Genomic DNA, 21485 nt, shown 5'->3' on the forward strand with positions numbered 1-21485 from the left:
TGATATAAAATAAAAAAAGGAACTCTTTAGAGTTCCTTTTTTGTTATAGTTAAATCTTTCAATTAATCATTTAAACTTTGTAAGTAAGAAATCCATCCTAAAGTTTGGTATTCTTTCGCAGCTGTTTTTACATCAGCAGCTTTATAAATTCCACGACCTACAATCATAAAATCTGTGTGGTAATTTTTAAATACTAATTCTGGTGTATTATATTGTTGTCCTTTATTATCTCCTGTTGAAGAAATATTAACTCCAGGAGTAAATAATAATAAATTATCAGGAATTTGGCGTTGTGCTACTGCTCCTAATACGTTTCCTGATTCTTCCGAAACATTAATTGCTTTTGTAAAGTAGTAATCGTCAGTTAAAGTTCCTTTTGAAGACATTTCAACAATCGTAATAACTCCAGTATTTTCAAAAACTTTTAAAGATTCTAAACCACCAATTGGATGTACAGTTACTAAATCTGCCCAATCAGAAATTTTATAAATCGATTTCTTGAATTGTAATTCTTGTGTATTTCCAATATCACCAAATTTACGGTCTTCGAATAATAAGAATTCTTTTTCGCGAGCAACTTTCTTTAACTCAACAATTAAATTATCAGAGAAATCTTGAATAATATCTGAATGTAATTTTAAAGCAACAATGTGTTCTCCAACTTTATTAGCAAAATCGATAATTTCTTCTGTTGTAATTAAATCTGCTGATGCAATTAAATTTGATTGCTTTTTTAATGCTAATTCAACTAATCGTTTCCCAACAGGATGTACAATTTTTTTATCTTCTAAAGCAATACGTTGTTTTGCTGGTGCAGCTTCTGGTGGTAAAGCTAAAAATTCTTTGATTTTTTTTGCTTCATCGTCAGTTAAACGGTGGTATTTGTGTAAAATATCGATTACTTCATGAATTGTAAATAATGTTTTTACATTATAACCTTGCTCTTTTAATTTATCCGATCCACCTTGGGCACGATCTAAAACAACAACAAGATCTTTTACTTTTAAACCTTCACGTTCTACTTGGTCAATCGTTTCTAATAAAGATTGTCCAGAAGTAATTACGTCTTCTACTAATAAACAAGATTGTCCATTTTCAAAAACACCTTCAACCATACGTTTTGTTCCGTAGCCTTTATTCTCTTTACGTTTAATAATTAAAGGAATATTTGACGTTAAACTCATTGTTGTAGCCATTGGTAAAGCTGCGTAAGGTACACCACAAATTAAATCGTATTGTACATCATCAACTAAATCCAATAAATTATTGGCTAATGTTTTTAATAATTGAGGGCTAGAAGCTAAAGGTCTTAAATCTACGTAGAAAGGAGATTCTATTCCGCTTTTTAAAGTAAAGTTTCCAAATTTTATAATTCCAAGCTCGTAAGCTTTTAATAAGAAATCTTCGCGCTGTTGCATTTGTGTAATGTTTGAGCAAAGTTAATAGCTACAAGATTCATTACCTAATTTATATGCAAAGTTTTTATAATCTTTATTTATATCTGTTTAATGACCGATACTTGTTCTTATTAAAATCGTTATTTTTGATACATAAAATGAATTTGATAAAAAAATCACTACTATAATACTATATTAAACTATGCTTACTTTAGATCAGGCGATTGAAAATTTAGATAAAAAAGGTTATTTAAACATAGAAATTCCACAAGGAATTGATTTAGTTGAAGAAATCAATAAACTTCGTAAAGAAAAAAATGCAGTAATTCTTGCACACTATTATCAATCAGGTGAAATCCAAGATTTAGCCGATTATTTAGGAGATTCTTTACAATTAGCACGTGCTGCAGCTAAAACAGAAGCAGATATGATTGTTTTTTGTGGAGTGCATTTCATGGCAGAAGCAGCAAAAATTTTAAATCCAACTAAAAAAGTTGTTTTACCAGATACAAAAGCCGGTTGTTCTTTAGCTGATTCTTGTTCGGCAGAGGGTTTACGTGGTTTAAGAGAAAAACACCCAAATGCAATTGTTGTAAGTTACATCAATTGTGATGCAGGTGTAAAAGCTGAATCTGATATTATTGTGACTTCTTCTAATGCAGAAGCAATTATAAATTCGTTGCCAGCAGATCAAGAAATTATATTTGCGCCAGATCGTAATTTAGGTCGTTACTTAAATCAAGTGTGTAACCGTAAAATGATTTTGTGGGACGGAGCGTGTATTGTGCACGAGGCTTTTTCTTTAGAAAGAATTGCACAACAAATGGCCGAAAATCCAAATGCTAAATTAATTGCACATCCAGAAGCGCAAGAAGACTTATTAAAATTTGCACATTTCATTGGTTCAACTTCTCGTTTGTTAGATTATGTTGTAGAAAATGAAGCTGAAGAATTTATCGTTGCTACGGAAGAAGGAATTTTACATGAAATGCAAAAATTAGCACCGAATAAAAAATTAATTCCAGCCTTAGTACAAGATGAATCATGTAATTGTTCGGAATGTTTTTATATGAAATTATCAACTTTAGAAAAGTTGTATTTATGTATGAAATACGAATTGCCAGAAATTCAGATTGAAGAAGAATTACGCATCAAAGCTTTATCTTCAATTAATCGCATGTTAGAATTATCTGAAAAAATAAAATAATGGCTATTCAAGATGTATTAGTCATAGGTTCTGGAATTGCAGGTTTATCGTATGCTTTAAAAATTGCAATTAAACATCCAGAAGCAAAAATTACAATTGTAACGAAAGCAAACGAAGAAGAAACTAATACTAAATACGCGCAAGGTGGAGTAGCAGTTGTTACTGATTTTATTAACGATAGTTTCGAGAAGCATATAGAAGATACATTAATTGCTGGTGACGGAATGTGTAAACTTTCGGCAGTAGAAGCTGTTGTAAAAGAAGCGCCAGAACGTATCAAAGAAATTGTTGATTGGGGTGTTCGTTTCGATAAAAATAAAGAAGGAATTTACGATTTAGGTCGTGAAGGTGGACATACTGAAAATAGAATTGTTCATCATAAAGATATTACAGGATGGGAAATTGAGCGCGCTATGTTAGAAGCAATCAAAAATTATCCGAATATCGAAATTTTAACTCATCATTTTGTTGTCGATTTAATAACTGAACATCATCTTAACAGAAAATTTGCGGATGAAACAACTTGTTTTGGGGCCTATATTTTAGATTTAGAATCACAAAAAGTAATCCGTCATCTTTCAAAAGTTACTTTGTTAGCAACTGGCGGTGTTGGTCATGTTTATAAAAATACAACTAATCCAATAATTGCAACTGGAGACGGAATTGGTTTAGCTCGTCGTGCTAAAGCAAAGGTTTCAGGTATGCAATTTATCCAATTTCATCCAACGGCTTTTTATTCGCCAATGGACGGGCAGTTGTTTTTAATTTCAGAAGCTGTTCGTGGTTTCGGAGCAAAATTAAGAACTTCGGATGGAGAATTGTTTATGCATAAATATGATGAACGTGGAGAATTAGCTTCGCGTGATATTGTTGCTCGTGCCATAGATAATGAAATGAAATTGAGAGGAGACGATTTCGTTTATATCGATTGTCGTCATTTAGATCAAGAGAAATTCTTAGAACATTTTCCAAATATTTACGAAAAATGTAAATACGAAGGTTACGATATGTTCAAAGAATTGGTTCCAGTTGTTCCTGCTTCACATTATTTATGTGGTGGTATTGATGTCGATTTAAATGGGAAAACAACTATCGAAAATTTATATGCAGTAGGCGAATGTTCAAATACTGGTTTGCACGGAGCAAATCGTTTGGCTTCAAATTCGTTGTTAGAAGCAATGGTTTTTGGTCATCGTGCGGCGTTAAATGCAATTGAAAAATTAGATCAAAACGATTTTTCTATTTACAGTTTTAATTTCCCTGAATGGAATGCAGATGGAATGAAAGTCCAAGAAGAATTGGTTTTAATTTCATATTTCCGTAAACAATTACAAGCGATGATGAGCGAGTTAGTAGGAATTGTTCGTAGTAACGAACGTTTACAAATTGCACAAATTCGCGTAAACGAAATAGAAAAAATGGTGAAAGAAATTTATAATTTCTCTATCATCTCACCAAAATTATTAGAACTTAGAAATTTAGTTGACGTAGCGCAATTAATTATTCAACAAAGTATTGATCAAAAAGAGAATAAAGGAACTTTTTACAACAAAGATTTATAAAATGAAATTACAAAAATTGGCATTTATTGCTCTATTTACAGCTTTTACAGGTGTATATGCACAACAAGTTAAAAAAGTTGATAAGATGCCTGTTTTTGTAGGTTGTGAACAATTCAAAACCAATGATGAGGTTAAAAAATGTTTCAATGCAACGTTTAACCAAGCAATAGCTAATGAAATCGAATTCTTTTCGAACATTGCAGATTATTTACATATAGGTGATACAAGTTCAAAATTAAGATTCAAAATTGATAAAGACGGAAATTTTGGAGACATTAATGTGGATGGAGCAAATCCTATTTTTAATAGTTTTGTTTGGTCGAGTATCGTTCTGATTCAAAATAAATTAAATCAATTGGATGCTAAAATTCAACCAGGTTTGGATCAAAAGGCTATTCCGATGGATGTTTTTATGACAATTCCTGTGCGTTATGATTCGGAATATGATGAAACTATCTATTCTTCTTTTCCTGCTTACGAACGTGTACTTTTTACGATAGATTTTGAAGACGAAATCATCGAAATTAGATTGAATAAAGACAATGTGATTCGTACAATTGGGATTAATAAAAACGATAGAAATTTCTATTTAGGGAAATATAATAATTTGTTCGAATTAGCAACAGTAGAGCCTTACGCAACTAAAATTAATGAATCATTTACCTCAGGAAATACATTAATTACAAAAGGAAAATTAGACGGAAAAGAATATATAATTCAAATGAAAAACTTCTTTAGTAATAAACCTGATGACAAGGTTTTGATTGAAGTTATTCGTGAAGAAAATGATACTTGGGCTGAATATTATTCGTACAAAACGAAAGAAGAATTTAATCAATCAAAATTTGCAACACTAACTTATAGATAACATGAAATTTCCACATTATATAACAGAACAAAAATTACAACAATTTATTCGTCAAGCTTTTTTAGAAGATGTTGGCGATGGCGATCATTCAACCTTATCGGCTGTACCTTATGATGCTATTCAGGAAGCTGAATTGAAAGTTAAGGATAACGGTATCATTGCAGGAATTGAATTAGCGAAAATTATATTTGACACTTTTGATCCTGATTTACAAGTCGAGCAATTTATAAACGATGGCGATGAGGTAAAATTTGGTGATGTAGCTTTTAAAATTAAAGGTTCAGCACAGTCAATTTTAACATGCGAACGTTTGGCTTTAAATTGTATGCAACGCATGTCTGGTATTGCAACTTACGCCAATCAAATGATGAAATTGGTAGAAGGAACAAATGCAAAAATTTTAGACACGCGTAAAACAACGCCTAATTTCCGTATGATTGAAAAATGGGCAGTTAAAATTGGTGGCGCAGAAAATCATCGATTTGGGTTATACGATATGGTGATGCTAAAAGATAATCATGTTGATTTTTGCGGAAATATTACAAAAGCTGTTGAACAGACAAAAGCTTATTTACAAGCAAATAATTTGGATTTAAAAATCGAAGTTGAAACACGTAATTTAGATGAGGTTAAAGAGGCTTTAGCGGCGAATGTCGATTTTATTATGTTAGATAATTTCGATTTAGAAACGATGAAACAAGCCGTAGATCTAATCGGAGGGAAAGTTAAAACAGAAGCTTCGGGCGGAATTACAAAAGATTCAGTTCGCGCAATAGCTGAAACTGGTGTCGATTTTATTTCTTCTGGTGCAATTATACATTCAGCTTCTAACTTTGATTTAAGTCTGAAAGCGTTAAAATAATACTTTACATCAAGGAGTTTTGAATACAATTGAAACTCCTTTATTTATTTTTAGAAATTTATTAAATGAAAAAACTTACGCTACTACTTACAATATTTAGCACCTATGCTTTCGGACAAATTCAATATCCAATTGCGCCAGGATGCGAGAAATTCACAGAAAAGGTTGAACGAATTCAATGTTTTAATTCATATACTGTAGAATTATTGCAGTCTTTCTTTTATCTATATGGTAATGTAAATGCATATTTTAGATTAGAAAACTTACAAGAGTCGGTTAATTTTAGAATCGGAACAGCGGGTGATTATCAGTTTAAACCTTCAGATAAAAATTCAGTTCTTCTGAATAAAATTGCTGCTGATGCTTTTTATGTTTTTAATAGAACGCAGAATTACTTAAATAAAAAAATAGAACCAGCAAGGACAGGCGACGGCAAGCCAGCTGTTTTGGCTTTTAGTATACCTTTCAAATTCGTTAATAATGAAGATTATATCAATGATATAAACAAAAAACCAATTCTTTTTACGTTACAAAACGGGGAATATTTCGTAAGGTTAGATCAAGATTTCACGTTTAATATATATAATAAAGACAATGAATTGGTGCGCACGGTAAATTCAATTATGGAGTTTCATTTCGTTGATGTATTAAAGCCGTTAACATTAGAATCAAAGAATCTTATTGTTGAAAAAAAGGAAAATGGAAAGATGATTAAACTTGAAGTTGAAAATCTTTTTAAAAACTATGAAGCAGATTTAAAAATTTCGTACTTTGAAGATGATAAATTGGTAAAAGAATTTGATTCATTATCAAATTTTCTTAAATCAGAACAATCAAAATATATTTACTAAGATGAAACAAATCTTCTCAATTCTTTCAATTCTATTTTTTTTAAATTTGGTATCAGCTCAGTCTACTTCAAATTCAAATGAATTTACTCTTGCAATCTTTCCAGGTTGTGAAAAAATGAAAGAAAGAGAAGATCAGTTTACATGTTTGCAAAAAGGTTTAACTTCTAACTATACGCGACATTTACAAAAATATATCGATTCGTTCGAGTACCTAAATATTGGTGAAGCAGCTGCAAATGTAAAATTTACAATCCATACCGATGGGCGTTTAGAGTTGAAGCAAGTAGATGCTAGTAATTCAATTTATAAAGAATATACAATTTTGGCTTTTATTGATATGGTGAATGAATTGGATGAAAAAAAGCTAAAATTGATTCCATCAAAATCAACAAAAGACGGATTGCCAGTGGCTGTTACATCTTCGTTTCCTGTGAATTTTAAATTGCATGATGAATTTGAAGAAACTGAAAATCGAGTGATTTCGATATTAAATGACGGAAATACAACTTATGAAGTTATTTTGACTCCGAAAAATGATATCAAGATTTATGAAGTAGGTGGAATTAAACCATTTTATTTAGGGAAATACAACTCTATACAAGAAATAAAGAATACATTACCTTATAAAAATCTGATTCAGGAAAAGGATGAATTAGTTACTTTAGCTCAATCTGATTTTCAAGATGTTAAAATAATATTACAAAGTAAAAATATTTTTCATCAAGCAGAATTCAATACATTTTTCATTGTTTCTGAAGTCAAAAGAAAGAGAATTAAACAGTTAAGAAAGTACACATCACTTAAGGATTTTGTAAATTCACCTTACTACAAGTGGATTGTAAGAGATTAAATCGAAAATTAAATCATAAAATTTAAGTTTAAGATTTGTTTATTTCAAAAAAGAAGCTAAATTTATAATTCATTGAATAGTTCTGGAGCTCTCTGCTCCGTTTATATTTTAGTTTACATCAGCTCAAGTTTTAGAGATTAATATAATTTTAGTTTAGAAATTGTTTTCTGAATAGGCATATTTTGAATCTTATAAAGTATTCATAATTTAATTACTATATAGAAAATGTATTTCTATTCTAAGATTTTGTTAACAGTATATTTTTTTAGGTTTTTCGCTTAGACTAATTCTAAATAAGAAAATTTATCCAGAATTTTCTTCATTACATTTATAAAAAATGTGATAATTCATCATATAAACCTCTAAAATTATTAAACTCCACCATTTTAATAGGTTAATAGAATAGCAATTTTGTTGTTAAATCCTTATTTTATATCTTTAATTTAGAAGTATTAATTATGATATTGATAATAAAAAGCGTATTTTTTTAATAATCAAGAAAATATGTGAAATATCATTTTAAACATTACAATTTTTTAACCTTAAAATGAGGATTTAATAATCATTAATTAAGAAATTTGCAATGTAAACTTTTAAAACTATTTCAAGAGATGAGGTTAAACTCAACTAAGCTTTTATTCGTAGGAGCTTTTGCTTTAGCAGCAACAATGTCTTTTGGTCAGGTTACTGAGCCAATTGATTCTACATCAATTAATAACGAAGAAAATGTTACTTTAACAGAAACATTAATCGTTGGTAAAGGAGTAATCGATTTAGTAGAAGATCGTAAAACTCCAGTAGCGGTTTCTACAATTACTAAAGAAACTATTCAAGATAAAGCATCTGGAAATGTTGATTTTCCAGAAATCTTCACAACAACTCCTTCTGTTTACGTAGCGGATCAATCATCAGGATTTGGTGATTCTAAAATGTTCTTACGTGGATTCAGCAGCCAAAATACAGCTTACTTATTAAACGGACAACCAATCAATGGTATGGAAGATGGTAACTTATACTGGTCTAACTGGTCTTCTGTAGCTGAAATTGCTAACGCAGTTCAGGTTCAACGTGGTTTAGGATCTTCTAAATTAGCTATTTCATCTGTTGGTGGAACTGTTAATATGGTTACTAGAGCTACTGAAAAACAACAAGGTGGTTATGTAAGATACAATGTAGGTAATGATAGCTATATGTCAGCTACAGTTGCTTACAATACAGGTATGAAAGGGAAATGGGGAGCGTCTATTTTATTCAACCACTGGCAAGCACACAGAAGTTATGCTAAAGGTACAAATGGATCAGGACAATCTTACTTCGTTTCTGTTGGATATAAACCAAACGATCGTCACCAAATTAACTTCATGATTTTTGGTGCACCACAAGAGCACGGACAAAACTACTCAACAAAGAGTGAGTCTCAATGGGCTAGAGGTGAGCACGCAGGAAGAAAATATAACTCAACTTACGGTTACTTAAACGGTGAGGGGAAAAACTTAAGAACTAACTACTACCACAAACCAGTAGCTAACTTAAACTGGGATTGGTCGATCAATGAGAACGCGTCTTTATCTACAGTATTATACGCTTCTACAGGTACAGGAGGTGGAACTTCAGGTGTTGGACGTGCAACGTCTTCATCTAACTTAACATCTTTTGGTGAAGTAGATTTCGATAAATTATATGCAGATAACGCAGCTATCGCTGACGGAATTGGTGGTTCAGGAAATTCTTCTGCTATCAGATCATCTGTAAACAACCACTTCTGGTACGGAGGTGTAACAAACTTCAACTACGATACTAAAACTGGTTGGCAATTTAACTTAGGAGCTGATATCCGTATGTACAAAGGATACCACTTCCAACAAATGACTGACTTAATGGGATTATCTTCTTGGAATCAAAGAAGAAACTCTGACGGTGCAATGGTTAACGTAACTGAAACTTTCAGTACTAACCCATGGTCTGCATTATTCAATTCAGCAGATAAAAGTCAAAGAACAAACAGAGATTACCGTGAGGACTTAAACTACCAAGGTGTTTTTGGACAAGTTGAGTACTCTACAGGAAGATTATCTGTTTTCGCTCAAGGAGCTGTTTCTAATCAATTCTACCAAAAATTCGATACTTGGAATTACGGTGGTGTAGAAGCTGCATCTGAGAAAGTAAATAAAACAGGATGGAATGTTAAAGGAGGTGCTGCTTTCCAAATTAATGACGAAAACACAATTTTCGCTAATGCAGGACAATACTCTCGTCAACCATTCTTAGATAACGTTTTCGAATATAACTCAGTTGCTTTACGTACACCAGAGGTTGAAAACGAAGAAATTACAGGTTTTGAAGTTGGTTACAAATACGAAACTCGTAACTTAAGAGTTAACGTAAATGCTTACCACACAACTTGGGGTAACAGATTCTTAGGTGTTTCTGGTTCTGTAACAGGATTAAACAGCGAAGGAATCGAAGTTGAAAGACCTATCTATACTTCTTACACTGATGTAACTCAAGTTCACAAAGGAGTAGAGGTTGATTTTGATGCTAAAATCTCTAAAGCTTTCGGAATGTACGGTTTCTTATCTGTAGGTGATTGGAAATACGATGGTTCTACACCATACGAGTCTATGTACACAGACGAAAACACAATGTTCGAGGAAGGTAATGTTGATTTAACTGGATCTTACATCGGAGAAGCTGCTCAAGTAACTTTCGGATTAGGAACTAAAGTTAACTTCACAAGAAACTTATACTGGGATGTAGATTTCATGTACAATGGAGCTATCTACGGACAAGTTGATCCTACTGACGTAGTTGCAGCGGCTGAGCAAGGTAAAGTTTACCAAGCAGAAAAAATTAGCCCATTCGTAAGAGCTAACACAGGTATTTCTTATAACTTTAAAATTGGATCTCAAAAGATTAAATTCAGAGGTAACGTAAGAAACTTATTTGATACTCAATACATTTCTAAAATCGATAGAAATGGTTACGGATACGGAGTTGGTAGAACTTGGACTGCAGGTGTAACTTACAGCTTCTAATAAGAAAAATCAATTCTTAATATACATTAAGGGCGAACTATTACAGTTCGCCCTTTTTATTTTAATCAATATTTGAATTAAATGAAAAATACAAGAAGTAAAACAATCGTGATTCCTAAATTATTTTGAGAATGGTAAAATGAATTACGATTTTTAATTGATGCATCTAATAAGTGATTAAATCATCTTATAAAAGGAAAATCATTTTATGTTCATCATTTATTTGTGATTAACTTTACTCAAATTATTTTTAAATGATACAACCTTCTTATTTACAAAAAGGAGATAAAATTGCATTGGTTGCACCTGCAAAACGCATGTTAGAAGGCGAGTTAGACGAGGCTATAGCTCTAATACATGCTTGGGGTTTTGAAGCTGTATTGGGAAAGAATATTTACCAATCATATAATTTAGGCTATGCATTTGCTGGAACTGATGAACAACGAGCTGAAGATTTTCAATGGGCTTTAGATAATCCCGAAATCAAAGCGATTTGGTGTGCTCGCGGTGGTTATGGTTCCGTAAAGATTATTGACCGATTAGACTTTGAATATTTTAAAACAAATCCAAAATGGATTATAGGTTATTCTGATATTACAGTTTTTCATAATCATATTAATTCTTTAGGTTATCAAACGATACATGGCGTTACGGCAAAAAAACTAGTTGATGTCGAGTATCACTCAGATTCGTATCCAAGCTTATTTCGTGCTTTAACAGGTGAAAATATTAATTATACAATATCAAACACAAACCAATATAATAAATGTGGAGAAGTTGAGGGCGAATTAGTTGGTGGTAATTTATCAATAGTTTATTCTTTGTTAGGAAGTCAGTCTGCTTTACAACCGAAAAATAAAATTCTATTTTTAGAAGATTGGTTCGAGAATTGGTATGCAGTGGATAGAATGTTGATGAATTTGAAACGAAATGGAATTTTTGATCAGATTTCAGGATTAATCTTAGGTAGTTTTACACATATGGATACGGAGGACGAAAATGAAGAAAATTACAATCATCCCTATGATCCTAAAACATATGAAGTTATTAGAGAAATTGTAAAAGATTATCAAATTCCTATTGCTTTCGGATTTCCAGCCGGTCATACAGGACATAATTTAGCTTTGAAAATGGGTGAAAAAGTTCATTTAAAAGTTGATACAAATTCAGTAAATTTGCAATTCAATTATTAAGAGAATGAAACAAGATAATTTACACATAATTAACCATCCTTTAGTTAAGGCGAAAATCACACAAATGCGTGATAAAAACACAACAACTAAAGAATTTGGTGAATTAGTAGACGAAATTTCTGGATTAATGTGTTACGAAATTACACGCGATTTGGAAGTGGAGGAAATAGAAGTTGAAACACCAATTACTAAAGCAATTGGATATAAAATCAAAGGAAATGATATGGCAATCGTTCCGATTTTACGTGCTGGTTTAGGAATGGTGAAAGGTATTCATATCTTAATTCCGACTGCAAAAATTGGTCATATTGGTTTATATCGTGATCATGATACATTACAACCTGTTGAATATTTATGTAAGCTCCCTACTGATTTAGAATCTCGTGATGTGATTTTAGTTGATCCTATGTTAGCAACAGGTGGTTCTGCTATTAAAGCCATTGAGATTTTAAAAGAAAAAGGAGCAAAATCTGTACGTTTAGCTTGTTTAGTTGGATGTCCAGAAGGTGTAGAGGCTGTACAAGGTATCTATCCTGATGTTCCGATTTATTTAGCAGCAATGGATGAAAAGTTAAACGAAAACGGATACATCGTTCCTGGTTTAGGAGATGCAGGTGATCGTTTATTCGGGACGAAGTAATTTAAGAATCACAGCAAAATGAGTAAGTCTTTTGATTTTGGAAGAGAAGCTGAAAATTTTGCAGCAGATTATTTCGAGAAAAATGGATATGAAATTTTGGTTCGAAATTACATCTATCAAAAAGCAGAAATTGATTTAATTATTCAAAAGAATCAAACGCTAATAGTAGTAGAAGTTAAAGCCAGAAAATATAATCCTTTACTCTTACCCGAAGAATCTGTGAATCAAAAAAAGAAAAAATTAATAATTTCGGCAGCGCATCAATTTATATCTATAAATAATGTGAATGCTGATGTAAGATTTGATATTTTAGCACTCGAAAAGAAAGATAACATTTGGTTGATTAATCACATCGAAGATGCTTTTAGTCCTATCGAACTTTAAAACATATAATGGAAATTTTATTAAACTTATTTGATTTTGTAATGCACATTGATCAACATTTGAATCAATTTGCGAACGACTACGGATTATGGCTTTACGCTATATTATTCCTAATTATTTTTGTAGAAACTGGTGTTGTTGTAATGCCTTTTTTACCTGGTGATTCTTTATTATTTGCAGCTGGTATGGTTGCAGCGTTACCAGATAATGATTTGAATGTTTGGATTATTATGGGGCTGTTAATTATTGCAGCGATTCTTGGTGATACATTAAATTACAGCATAGGCCGAAGTATTGGTTACAAAGCTGTTCAAATTAAAATCTTCGGGAAACAATTTGTTTTACCAGAACATTTAGATAAAACACACGAATTCTACGAGAAATACGGTGCAAAAACAATCGTTATCGCTCGTTTTGTTCCAATCGTAAGAACTTTAGCTCCATTCGTAGCAGGTATTGGTAAAATGTCTTATAAAACATTTTTAACTTATAATGTAGTTGGTGGAATTATATGGATTGTAAGTTTAACGCTTGCGGGATATTTCTTAGGTAGCGTACAATGGGTACAAGAAAATTTCTCTAAAGTAGTTTTAGCAATTATTGTTATTTCCTTATTTCCTTTATTCTATGAGGTTTTTAAGGATAAATTCACAAAAAAGGAAGCTTAATATACAAACTCGGTTCAAAATATGAACCGAGTTTTTTTATACCTTTAATAATGGAATTTTTAGATTATATCCTTCATATCGATACTTATTTAGAGTATTTTTTAATCAATTATCAAAATTGGTTTTATGTAATTTTATTTTGCTTAATTTTTATAGAAACCGGTGTTGTTGTCATGCCATTTTTACCCGGAGATTCTTTATTATTCGCAACGGGTATGTTAGCTGCGTCATTTCCTGATCATGTTAATATTTATTTGGTTTTAATTTTATTATTTATCGCAGCAGTTTTGGGTGATACTACCAATTATTCAATAGGTAAAATTTTAGGTTTAAAATTAATTCGGCAAGAAATTTTTGGTAAGAGAATTATTAAAGATCAAGACATCTCTAAGACTGAAAGTTTCTTTAATAAATATGGTGCTAAAACGATTGTAATAGCCCGATTTGTTCCTATTGTACGCACTTTAGCTCCTTTTGTTGCTGGAATTTCAAAGATGCATTATGCCACTTTTATAAGGTTTAATATATTCGGAGGGTTGTTATGGGTTATCGGTTTAACTTTAGCAGGATATTTTTTAGGAAATATTCCAATAGTGAAAGATAACTTCGAAATTATGGTTTTTGTGATCATCATTTTTTCTTTATTACCAATCGGATTTGAGTGGATAAGCGCTAAATTAAAACATCGATAATATTAATATAATCAAACGGACTTCATCTTAATGTATAAATTTTTATTGCTTTTATTTTTTTCGTTTCAATTTTTAAATGCTCAAGAAGGTTATCCAAAACCGACAATAACAGAGAATTTATTATTTTATATCCAACACAGTTCCAATCACAATACGTTTATTTATGAATGGAATGGAAGTAAATCGGCTCCAATAAATGCATTTCGAATTAATTATGAAGATAACGGACAAAAGGAAGAATTAACATCAGTGCAAAGAAAATTTGCTTACGGCGTAAATTATACGAATGCATCAAAATCGCAATTTTATTTAGCAGCAACTAAGAAAATTATTCTAAATCTTAAATCTGTTGGAGATAAGCATTGGGTAGAAGTCACAATCGGGAAACAAAAAATAAAAATTGATCATATTTTTATACAACTTCAATCTAAGTCAAATGGAATCAACGTAAAAGCTGATTATATTTTGATTTACGGCAAAAATCAAAACAATAAATCTATCGTAGAGAAAATTGTACTTTAATTATTTTCATTAACTTCATACGCAATTATTATAAATAGTTAATAAGATGATTGAAGTAAGAGAAGTAAAATCTTCAAAAGATTGGAAAATATTTGTCGATTTACCTTTTCAAATATATAAGAATAATCCTTTTTGGGTTCCACCAATTAAGAAAAACGAATTACAAAGTTTTCATCCTACAAATGATATTTTTAAAACGGTAGAAGCAAAATTTCTTTTAGCATTTAAAGACAATAAACCTGTTGGTCGCATTGTGGCTATCGTAAACTGGACAGAAGTTCGAGATTTAAAAAAATCTAAGGTAAGATTCGGTTGGTTGGATTATGACAATGATATTGAGATTTTAAAAGCTCTTCTTAAAGAAGTAGAAAATTTAGGTCGAAAACATAATTTAGAATATATGGAAGGTCCAATGGGATTTTCTAATATGGATAAAGCCGGAATGTTAACCGAAGGTTTCGATTATAAAGCAACGATGATTGGGATTTATAATTATGAATATTATTATAATCATGTCCAAGAATTAGGTTTTGTTCCAGAAGCAGAATGGGTTGAGTATAAATTTAGCTTTTCTGATATAGATATTGACAAATCGAAACGTTTGGCAGATCTTGTAGCAAAGCGTTATAATGTATCAAATTATAATTTTAAATCAACTGCAGAATTGTTGCCTCATGTTGATGAAATGTTTGCTTTGTTAAACAAAACATATTCAGATTTACAAAGTTTTGTCCCGATTGAAAAGTTTCAGATTGAACATTATAAACAAAAATATATAAAATTTATCCACCCTGATTTTATATCATGTGTAAAAGATGCTGAAGGTAAAATGATTGCTTTTGCGATTACGATGCCATCTTTTTCAGAAGGTTTTCAGAAGGCTAAAGGAAGTTTATTACCATTTGGATGGTGGCATTTAATGCGTGTGATGAAAAATAGTACACATGCTGAATTTTATTTAATTGGTATTGATCCAGAATATCAAAGTAAAGGAATTAATGCGTTAATTTTTCAGCAATTACACGAAAAATACCAAAAGCATGGAATTAAAACTATCGAAACTAATCCAATTTTAAAAGAGAATACCAAAGCTCAACAACTTTGGAAAGCTTTTAATCCAGTGACGCATAAACAACGCAAAACATTTAGAAAAAATCTATAAAAAAAGGTCCAAGTTTTACTTGGACCTTTTAAATTTATGAAAAAGAGATTGGATCAAAATTCCTCCTCATTTTACCTCTCAACTGCAATTTCTTTTTCACTTATTTTTTTGCGCGAATTTATTTTCAAAAATGTTTAACCTATTATTTTTAATAAATTTAGATAAATTAAACGATAAAATTTATTAAACAAAACATAACTAATTGTTAATTAGGGTTTAAAATAAATTTAACTGAATTGGATCTAAATTGATGGCTGAAAAATCTGATCTGATTTTCGCACTTTCTCCAGTTAACCAACTTTCCATATCTTCTTCCGTTTTCAGAGCAATAGGCATCCTAAGTTTTGTGTTATGAATTTCTCTCATAATTCCTTCAGCTTCCGTCGTTACGATGCTATATGATTCTTTACCTTCAAACTCGTCATAAATACCAGCAAAAGCAAATAATTCATCTTCAAATCCAATTTCATATTTCGTTTTTATTTTTCCATTATGCTGCCATTCATAAAATCCATTTGTGATGACTAAGCATCTATTTTGGGTAATGTTCCTGAAAGCAGGCTTCTCAGATAAAGTTTCAACGCGTGCATTTAGCGTAAAAGCTCTATTCCAATCTGCTGTTGCCCAATTTGGAATTAAACCCCATTGAAGCATTTCTATCGTAAACTTATCGGTGTTTTTAATTACAGGAGTTGAAGGGAAATCAAATCCATTAATAGTTTTTTGTGGTTTATAATCCTGAAAGAATTTAAATTGAGCATTAAATTTCTTTTCAATTTGCTCAGGTTTTTTATCTATTTTTTGATGAAAACACATAGGTCAAGGGAATTTAAGATAATTTTCAAATTTACAATTAAAAGAATGTGAATAGATTTGATTAATATTGCTGAATATTAAACAGGAAGAATTATGCCGTTATTGATCTTATTTTTAATCATGATTGTTATTGCTTTTATCTACATTTTATATGTTTTTAATCGCAAGCCAAAAAACTAAGAGAATATTTTTTAGAAATAAATGAAAGCAATTCTATTTTTAGAATTGCTTTTTTTTGTCTGAATTAATCTGTTTATAGAAAATAAAAAAAAAGTAACCACTTGTAAGTAGGTCAATTATTTTAAATTGTTTGAACGGAAGACTTAAGTTCTAACTCATATTATACATTTTTAGTTATTTCATGACTATTGGAAAATACAAAAAATAGCTATAAGTATTTTGCTAGAATTTAGCTAACTTCTAGCAAAATAATAGATTATGAAAACAGGCAGATTAGAAGCATTTAGCGATGGTGTAATGGCTGTGATTTTAACCATTATGGTTTTAGAATTAAAAATTCCCTTAGGTGAAGATTTATTAAGTTTAAAACCTCAGTTACCAACTTTAACGAATTATATATTAAGCTTTATTTATGTTGGAATTTATTGGAATAACCACCATCACTTATTCAATGTAATTGAAAAGATTAATGGGAAAATTTTATGGTGTAATCTGCATTTACTGTTTTGGTTATCTCTTTTACCTGTTACTACAGCTTGGGTTAACGAACATATTCATGCAAATTATCCTGTTGCTATCTATGGATTTATATTATTAATGTGTTGTATTTCGTTTATGATTTTGGAATACGTAGCAATGAAACACGAAGGGAAAGAATCTTTGGTTGGTGAATCCTTTAAAAATAAGCGTAAAGAATATATTTCTTATTTTGGATATTTAATAGGGATAGGAATTTCTTTTATAATACCAGAGATTGAACTTTTGTTTATTTGTTAATAGCTATATAGTGGTTTATACCTGATAAAAGGATAGAAAATACATTAAATAAAAAAGGTAACTGAATTTCAGTTACCTTTTGAAGTTGTACGGGCGGGGAGACTCGAACTCCCACACCTTGCGGCACTAGATCCTAAGTCTAGCGTGTCTACCAATTCCACCACGCCCGCAGGCAAATCTCATTGATTTGGACTGCAAATATACACAAGATTTCTATTTAACAAAATTTACAAATAAATTTTTTTAATCTTTTTTTAAAAATTAAATTTGCAGCAAAGCTTTTATAAAAATGGAAATTACAGGGAAAATCAAAAAAGTGTTTGAAACTCAAAATATTACCGCAAGTTTCAAGAAGAGAGAATTTGTTGTAACAACGCAAGAACAATACCCACAAGATATTTTAATTGAGTTTACACAAGATAAAACAGACTTATTAAACACTTATAATCCTGGTGATGAAGTGAAAGTTTCTATCAATATTCGTGGACGTGAGTGGATCAATCCAGAAGGTGTAGCTAAATACTTCAACACAATTCAAGGATGGAGAATCGAAAATTTAGCACAATCAATGGGTGCACCAGCACAAGGTGGTTATGATAATTTCGCTCCAGCTCCTCCAGTTGATACTTTTGGTTCTTCTGATGATGACGATTTACCATTCTAATTTGTAAATTTTCAAGAAATATAATTTAAAACGTATTCTAAATTTAGAATACGTTTTTTAATTTTAAGTGATGTATTTTTTAGGTCAAGATTTAACATTTCCAGACTATTCTGAAGCTTCAGGTGAAGGAATTATAGCCATTGGTGGCGATCTGTCTCCAGAACGCATTATTTTGGCGTATAAGAAAGGAATTTTCCCATGGTTTAATGAGGACGATCCTATTTTGTGGTGGTTTCCGCCAGAGCGCTTCGTTTTATTTCCAGAAAATTTATATGTTTCTAAATCCATGAAAAAAGTTTTTAGAACCAAGCAATTTACTTTTACAGAAAATAAAGCTTTTCGTGAAGTAATTATGAATTGTTCACAAGCGCCAAGAAAAGATCAGGATGGAACGTGGATTACGAATGATATGATTGAAGCTTATTGCAAATTACATGAAATGGGAATTGCAAAAAGTATAGAAGTTTGGGAAAATGAACAATTAGTTGGTGGTTTTTATGGGTTAGATATGGGACATATTTTTTGTGGCGAAAGTATGTTTGCAAAAGTGAGTAATGCTTCAAAAGCAGGTTTTATACAGTTTGTTGCGAAGTATCATAAAAAATATGAGTTAATAGATTGCCAAGTTTATACTGAACATTTAGCTTCTTTGGGAGCAATAGAAATTCCGGCAGAAATATTTCTGAATTATTTAGAACCAGAAGAATAGAATATAAAAAGCCACTCATTTTTGAGTGGCTTACTTGTTTATTTTGTAAATTTTATTGGATGTTTTAAATTCTTGTAATCGTATAATTCAGCATTTAAAGAACCTACAACCAAAGAAGCTTTAATGTGTACAGGAACCAAGTTGTCATCGTCTGTAACCCACATAGTAACTGATTCTGACTCTTTAAATACACGACCTGATTGTACATAAGGTCTAATTTTGATTGTATTAACTTTTCCGAATTTAGTCTTCTTTACTTCACGGCCTAAAACTTTTAAGCGGAATTTATAAGTTTCATCGCCTAAGAAAATATTTTCGTTGATATAATCACCAGTTTTTAATTTGGCATGATCTACATTTCGCATATTATAAAATGCAGATAATAAATCTTGCGCATCTGTAGGAATAGTTTCGTATGTTACTTTCTTATGTTTACGATCGTCAACTTTTACTTGTTTACGAGCATGATCAAAATAATATATTTGATCTCTTGTATATCCACCTTCATATATATCACGAATAAATTTTGAAGGTTTCATGTTTGATTTATTGATGTAAGATTCGTAATTATCTTCAACTTTATAAAAAGCTCTTACAGCTCCACTCGAACTTCCTTTTCCTACAATGTGGAAATGATTGCTTCCGTTATAATTTGCATCCTTTACTTCTAAAGTAGCGAATCCAGCATTTAAGCCTGTATAATGAATTCTAAATTTTAAAAATTCGCCAGTTTTAAAATTTTGTGCATTGGCAAATGAAAATGAAAATAAAATTGCAAGTAATAAAGAAAAGTATTTTTTCATCTTTTATATTTTGTTGTTTTCAATAATATTCAAAAGTATTGCCAAAAATAAAACTCGTTTCCAAAATCAAATACTTTTGACTTGAAAACGAGTTTTTTATAATTTTATTTTGAAAAATAATTATCTTTCAACTATATCACTAGGGTCTAAACTTTCAATGTTGTCTGCATCAGTTGAAGTTTCTAAAGACGAAACATTAATAACTTGAACAATTTCTGGGACATACTTTTTAATAGTCATTTCAACACCAGATTTTAAAGTCATCTGGTTTACTGAACAAGCGACACAAGCACCAGAAAGACGTACCTTAACGATATTATCTTCTACTGATACTAACTCGATATCCCCACCATCTTGATTTAAAAATGGGCGAATTTCTGTTAACGCTTTTTCAACTTCTATATATTTTTCTTCTGCAGTCATTTCTTATTTATTGTTGTTAGACGAACATCCTGCCATAGTTGTAATACGCACAGCCTCTGTTGGAGGTAATGTATTGTTACGTTCTACTAAACTAGCAACAGCATTTCTAGCAATATTCATGTAAACTTCAGACACAACAGTATCTTCTTGTAATGCAGCAGGACGTCCAACGTCAGCAGCTTCACGAATAGATTGAACAATTGGAATTTCACCTAAGAAAGGAACTCCAATTTGATCAGCTAAGTTTTTAGCACCGTTTTGACCAAAGATGTAATATTTATTATTTGGTAATTCTTCAGGTGTAAAATAAGCCATATTTTCTACAATTCCTAATACAGGAACGTTAATCGCTTCCATTTGGAACATTCCAACCCCTTTCTTCGCATCTGCTAAAGCAATGTTTTGCGGAGTAGAAACTACAACTGCACCCGTAATTGGAACTTGTTGAACGATAGATAAATGGATGTCACCAGTTCCTGGAGGTAAGTCGATTACTAAGAAATCTAAATCTCCCCAATGTGCATCACGAATCATTTGGTTTAATGCTTTTGCAGCCATTGGTCCACGCCATACAATAGCTTGGTCAGTATCTGCGAAGAAACCGATAGATAATATTTTAATACCGTAAGATTCTACAGGTTTGATTTTTGTTTTTCCGTTTACTTCAACAGAATATGGTCGACCATCTTCACAATCAAACATAATTGGCATAGAAGGTCCGTAGATATCTGCATCTAATAAACCAACCTTGAATCCCATTTTAGATAAACTGATTGCTAAGTTTGATGATACTGTAGATTTTCCTACACCACCTTTTCCTGATGCTACCGCGATAATATTTTTTACACCTGGTAAATCTGAACCTTTAATTTCTTGCGCTTTTGGTTCAGCTTCTACCGTAATGTTTAATTTTAAATTTGCTTCTGGCAAGTTTTCTTTGAAGGCATTCTTTAAAGCGACTTCTAAACGCTTTCTTTCATGCATAGCAGGAGACGGAGAAACGATATCTAAATGGATGTCATTTCCCATAACTTGTGCATTACGCATCCAGTTACGAATTCCTAATTCTTCTAAGACTTGATAGATCTGATCTCTTGTATAAGCCATTTTTGTTATATTAAATCATGCAAAATTACTAACAAACTATTACTTATCGAAATCTATCCTTGTGATTTTAATCGTTTTGACTTATTTTTTGATAAATAGAACTAATTTATAGT

Annotated in this window: 22 protein-coding genes and 1 tRNA gene; 17 read left to right on the forward strand and 6 right to left on the reverse strand. The window is 31.1% G+C overall.

The genetic code is table 11. The features are described from left to right. Nucleotides 1–62: 62 nt before the first annotated feature. Nucleotides 63–1418, reverse strand: coding sequence for an orotate phosphoribosyltransferase (locus J9309_RS06235; protein ID WP_230477688.1), 1356 nt, complete (start codon nt 1416–1418; stop codon nt 63–65). Between the two features lie 181 nt (nt 1419–1599). On the opposite strand from J9309_RS06235, the gene nadA reads away from it, so the two are divergent. From nadA to J9309_RS06305, 14 genes are all read left to right on the forward strand, one after another. Beyond that, nucleotides 1600–2604, forward strand: a complete 1005-nt coding sequence (gene nadA, locus J9309_RS06240; protein ID WP_230477689.1) for a quinolinate synthase NadA — start codon at nt 1600–1602, stop codon at nt 2602–2604. After that, nucleotides 2604–4166 carry an L-aspartate oxidase gene (gene nadB / locus J9309_RS06245; RefSeq protein ID WP_230477690.1) on the forward strand — a complete coding sequence of 521 codons (1563 nt, stop codon included), beginning with the start codon at nt 2604–2606 and terminating at the stop codon, nt 4164–4166. Before nadA ends, nadB begins: the two co-directional genes overlap by 1 nt. A 1-nt stretch (nt 4167) precedes the next feature. Then, nucleotides 4168–5034: a hypothetical protein gene (locus J9309_RS06250; protein ID WP_230477691.1), complete on the forward strand. Its 867-nt coding sequence runs from the start codon at nt 4168–4170 to the stop codon at nt 5032–5034. A 1-nt stretch (nt 5035) separates the two neighbouring features. Next, nucleotides 5036–5896 (forward strand): carboxylating nicotinate-nucleotide diphosphorylase, encoded by an 861-nt coding sequence (gene nadC / locus J9309_RS06255; protein ID WP_230477692.1) that lies wholly within the window; start codon nt 5036–5038, stop codon nt 5894–5896. Nucleotides 5897–5961: 65 nt separating this feature from the next. Continuing rightward, entirely contained in the window at nt 5962–6747 is a 786-nt protein-coding gene (locus J9309_RS06260; RefSeq protein ID WP_230477693.1) for a hypothetical protein, read from the forward strand. A gap of 1 nt (nt 6748) precedes the next feature. Continuing rightward, a complete protein-coding gene (locus J9309_RS06265; protein WP_230477694.1) occupies nt 6749–7597 on the forward strand; it encodes an energy transducer TonB in 849 nt (282 codons plus the stop codon). A 611-nt stretch (nt 7598–8208) separates the two neighbouring features. Then, nucleotides 8209–10632, forward strand: coding sequence for a TonB-dependent receptor (locus tag J9309_RS06270; RefSeq protein WP_230477695.1), 2424 nt, complete (start codon nt 8209–8211; stop codon nt 10630–10632). 254 nt (nt 10633–10886) lie between these two features. Next, on the forward strand, nt 10887–11825 hold the full coding sequence (locus J9309_RS06275) for a S66 peptidase family protein (RefSeq protein ID WP_230477696.1): 939 nt from the start codon (nt 10887–10889) through the stop codon (nt 11823–11825). A gap of 4 nt (nt 11826–11829) precedes the next feature. Continuing rightward, nucleotides 11830–12465 carry a uracil phosphoribosyltransferase gene (gene upp / locus J9309_RS06280; protein ID WP_230477697.1) on the forward strand — a complete coding sequence of 212 codons (636 nt, stop codon included), beginning with the start codon at nt 11830–11832 and terminating at the stop codon, nt 12463–12465. An 18-nt stretch (nt 12466–12483) separates the two neighbouring features. After that, a complete protein-coding gene (locus J9309_RS06285) occupies nt 12484–12849 on the forward strand; it encodes a YraN family protein (protein WP_230477699.1) in 366 nt (121 codons plus the stop codon). Between the two features lie 8 nt (nt 12850–12857). Beyond that, on the forward strand, nt 12858–13517 hold the full coding sequence (locus J9309_RS06290) for a DedA family protein (RefSeq protein ID WP_230477701.1): 660 nt from the start codon (nt 12858–12860) through the stop codon (nt 13515–13517). Nucleotides 13518–13567: 50 nt separating this feature from the next. After that, nucleotides 13568–14209: a VTT domain-containing protein gene (locus tag J9309_RS06295; protein WP_230477703.1), complete on the forward strand. Its 642-nt coding sequence runs from the start codon at nt 13568–13570 to the stop codon at nt 14207–14209. A 30-nt stretch (nt 14210–14239) separates the two neighbouring features. Next, nucleotides 14240–14731 (forward strand): DUF4833 domain-containing protein, encoded by a 492-nt coding sequence (locus tag J9309_RS06300; protein ID WP_230477705.1) that lies wholly within the window; start codon nt 14240–14242, stop codon nt 14729–14731. A 46-nt stretch (nt 14732–14777) separates the two neighbouring features. Beyond that, a complete protein-coding gene (locus J9309_RS06305) occupies nt 14778–15893 on the forward strand; it encodes a GNAT family N-acetyltransferase (RefSeq protein ID WP_230477706.1) in 1116 nt (371 codons plus the stop codon). 216 nt (nt 15894–16109) lie between these two features. Here the strand turns inward: J9309_RS06305 and J9309_RS06310 are convergent, their stop codons facing one another. Further along, complete coding sequence (locus J9309_RS06310) at nt 16110–16709, reverse strand: SOS response-associated peptidase (protein WP_230477708.1); 600 nt, start codon at nt 16707–16709, stop codon at nt 16110–16112. Between the two features lie 438 nt (nt 16710–17147). On the opposite strand from J9309_RS06310, the gene J9309_RS06315 reads away from it, so the two are divergent. Continuing rightward, nucleotides 17148–17666, forward strand: coding sequence for a TMEM175 family protein (locus J9309_RS06315; protein WP_230477714.1), 519 nt, complete (start codon nt 17148–17150; stop codon nt 17664–17666). Nucleotides 17667–17754: 88 nt separating this feature from the next. On the opposite strand, the gene J9309_RS06320 is transcribed toward J9309_RS06315, so the two are convergent. Continuing rightward, nucleotides 17755–17836: transfer RNA gene (locus J9309_RS06320), tRNA-Leu, on the reverse strand. Nucleotides 17837–17955: 119 nt separating this feature from the next. Here J9309_RS06320 and J9309_RS06325 point away from each other — a divergent pair. Then, complete coding sequence (locus J9309_RS06325) at nt 17956–18330, forward strand: DUF3127 domain-containing protein (protein ID WP_230477716.1); 375 nt, start codon at nt 17956–17958, stop codon at nt 18328–18330. A gap of 70 nt (nt 18331–18400) precedes the next feature. Next, nucleotides 18401–19039, forward strand: a complete 639-nt coding sequence (gene aat, locus J9309_RS06330) for a leucyl/phenylalanyl-tRNA--protein transferase (protein WP_230477723.1) — start codon at nt 18401–18403, stop codon at nt 19037–19039. A gap of 38 nt (nt 19040–19077) precedes the next feature. Here aat and J9309_RS06335 read toward each other — a convergent pair whose 3' ends face one another. The 3 genes from J9309_RS06335 to J9309_RS06345 form a co-directional block, all read right to left on the reverse strand. Beyond that, nucleotides 19078–19842: a DUF3108 domain-containing protein gene (locus J9309_RS06335; protein ID WP_230477726.1), complete on the reverse strand. Its 765-nt coding sequence runs from the start codon at nt 19840–19842 to the stop codon at nt 19078–19080. A gap of 120 nt (nt 19843–19962) precedes the next feature. Next, complete coding sequence (locus J9309_RS06340; protein WP_230477731.1) at nt 19963–20265, reverse strand: NifU family protein; 303 nt, start codon at nt 20263–20265, stop codon at nt 19963–19965. Between the two features lie 3 nt (nt 20266–20268). Continuing rightward, nucleotides 20269–21372 carry an Mrp/NBP35 family ATP-binding protein gene (locus J9309_RS06345; RefSeq protein ID WP_230477733.1) on the reverse strand — a complete coding sequence of 368 codons (1104 nt, stop codon included), beginning with the start codon at nt 21370–21372 and terminating at the stop codon, nt 20269–20271. Nucleotides 21373–21485 lie beyond the last annotated feature (113 nt).

The organism is Faecalibacter bovis (genome assembly GCF_017948305.1).
GTDB lineage: Bacteria > Bacteroidota > Bacteroidia > Flavobacteriales > Weeksellaceae > Empedobacter > Empedobacter bovis.

Coding starts and splice junctions, on each gene's coding strand:
- J9309_RS06235 (WP_230477688.1), bottom strand. CDS start 1,418: ATGCAACAGCGCGAAGATTTCTTATTAAAAGCTTACGAGCTTGGAATT.
- nadA (WP_230477689.1), top strand. CDS start 1,600: ATGCTTACTTTAGATCAGGCGATTGAAAATTTAGATAAAAAAGGTTAT.
- nadB (WP_230477690.1), top strand. CDS start 2,604: ATGGCTATTCAAGATGTATTAGTCATAGGTTCTGGAATTGCAGGTTTA.
- J9309_RS06250 (WP_230477691.1), top strand. CDS start 4,168: ATGAAATTACAAAAATTGGCATTTATTGCTCTATTTACAGCTTTTACA.
- nadC (WP_230477692.1), top strand. CDS start 5,036: ATGAAATTTCCACATTATATAACAGAACAAAAATTACAACAATTTATT.
- J9309_RS06260 (WP_230477693.1), top strand. CDS start 5,962: ATGAAAAAACTTACGCTACTACTTACAATATTTAGCACCTATGCTTTC.
- J9309_RS06265 (WP_230477694.1), top strand. CDS start 6,749: ATGAAACAAATCTTCTCAATTCTTTCAATTCTATTTTTTTTAAATTTG.
- J9309_RS06270 (WP_230477695.1), top strand. CDS start 8,209: ATGAGGTTAAACTCAACTAAGCTTTTATTCGTAGGAGCTTTTGCTTTA.
- J9309_RS06275 (WP_230477696.1), top strand. CDS start 10,887: ATGATACAACCTTCTTATTTACAAAAAGGAGATAAAATTGCATTGGTT.
- upp (WP_230477697.1), top strand. CDS start 11,830: ATGAAACAAGATAATTTACACATAATTAACCATCCTTTAGTTAAGGCG.
- J9309_RS06285 (WP_230477699.1), top strand. CDS start 12,484: ATGAGTAAGTCTTTTGATTTTGGAAGAGAAGCTGAAAATTTTGCAGCA.
- J9309_RS06290 (WP_230477701.1), top strand. CDS start 12,858: ATGGAAATTTTATTAAACTTATTTGATTTTGTAATGCACATTGATCAA.
- J9309_RS06295 (WP_230477703.1), top strand. CDS start 13,568: ATGGAATTTTTAGATTATATCCTTCATATCGATACTTATTTAGAGTAT.
- J9309_RS06300 (WP_230477705.1), top strand. CDS start 14,240: ATGTATAAATTTTTATTGCTTTTATTTTTTTCGTTTCAATTTTTAAAT.
- J9309_RS06305 (WP_230477706.1), top strand. CDS start 14,778: ATGATTGAAGTAAGAGAAGTAAAATCTTCAAAAGATTGGAAAATATTT.
- J9309_RS06310 (WP_230477708.1), bottom strand. CDS start 16,709: ATGTGTTTTCATCAAAAAATAGATAAAAAACCTGAGCAAATTGAAAAG.
- J9309_RS06315 (WP_230477714.1), top strand. CDS start 17,148: ATGAAAACAGGCAGATTAGAAGCATTTAGCGATGGTGTAATGGCTGTG.
- J9309_RS06325 (WP_230477716.1), top strand. CDS start 17,956: ATGGAAATTACAGGGAAAATCAAAAAAGTGTTTGAAACTCAAAATATT.
- aat (WP_230477723.1), top strand. CDS start 18,401: ATGTATTTTTTAGGTCAAGATTTAACATTTCCAGACTATTCTGAAGCT.
- J9309_RS06335 (WP_230477726.1), bottom strand. CDS start 19,842: ATGAAAAAATACTTTTCTTTATTACTTGCAATTTTATTTTCATTTTCA.
- J9309_RS06340 (WP_230477731.1), bottom strand. CDS start 20,265: ATGACTGCAGAAGAAAAATATATAGAAGTTGAAAAAGCGTTAACAGAA.
- J9309_RS06345 (WP_230477733.1), bottom strand. CDS start 21,372: ATGGCTTATACAAGAGATCAGATCTATCAAGTCTTAGAAGAATTAGGA.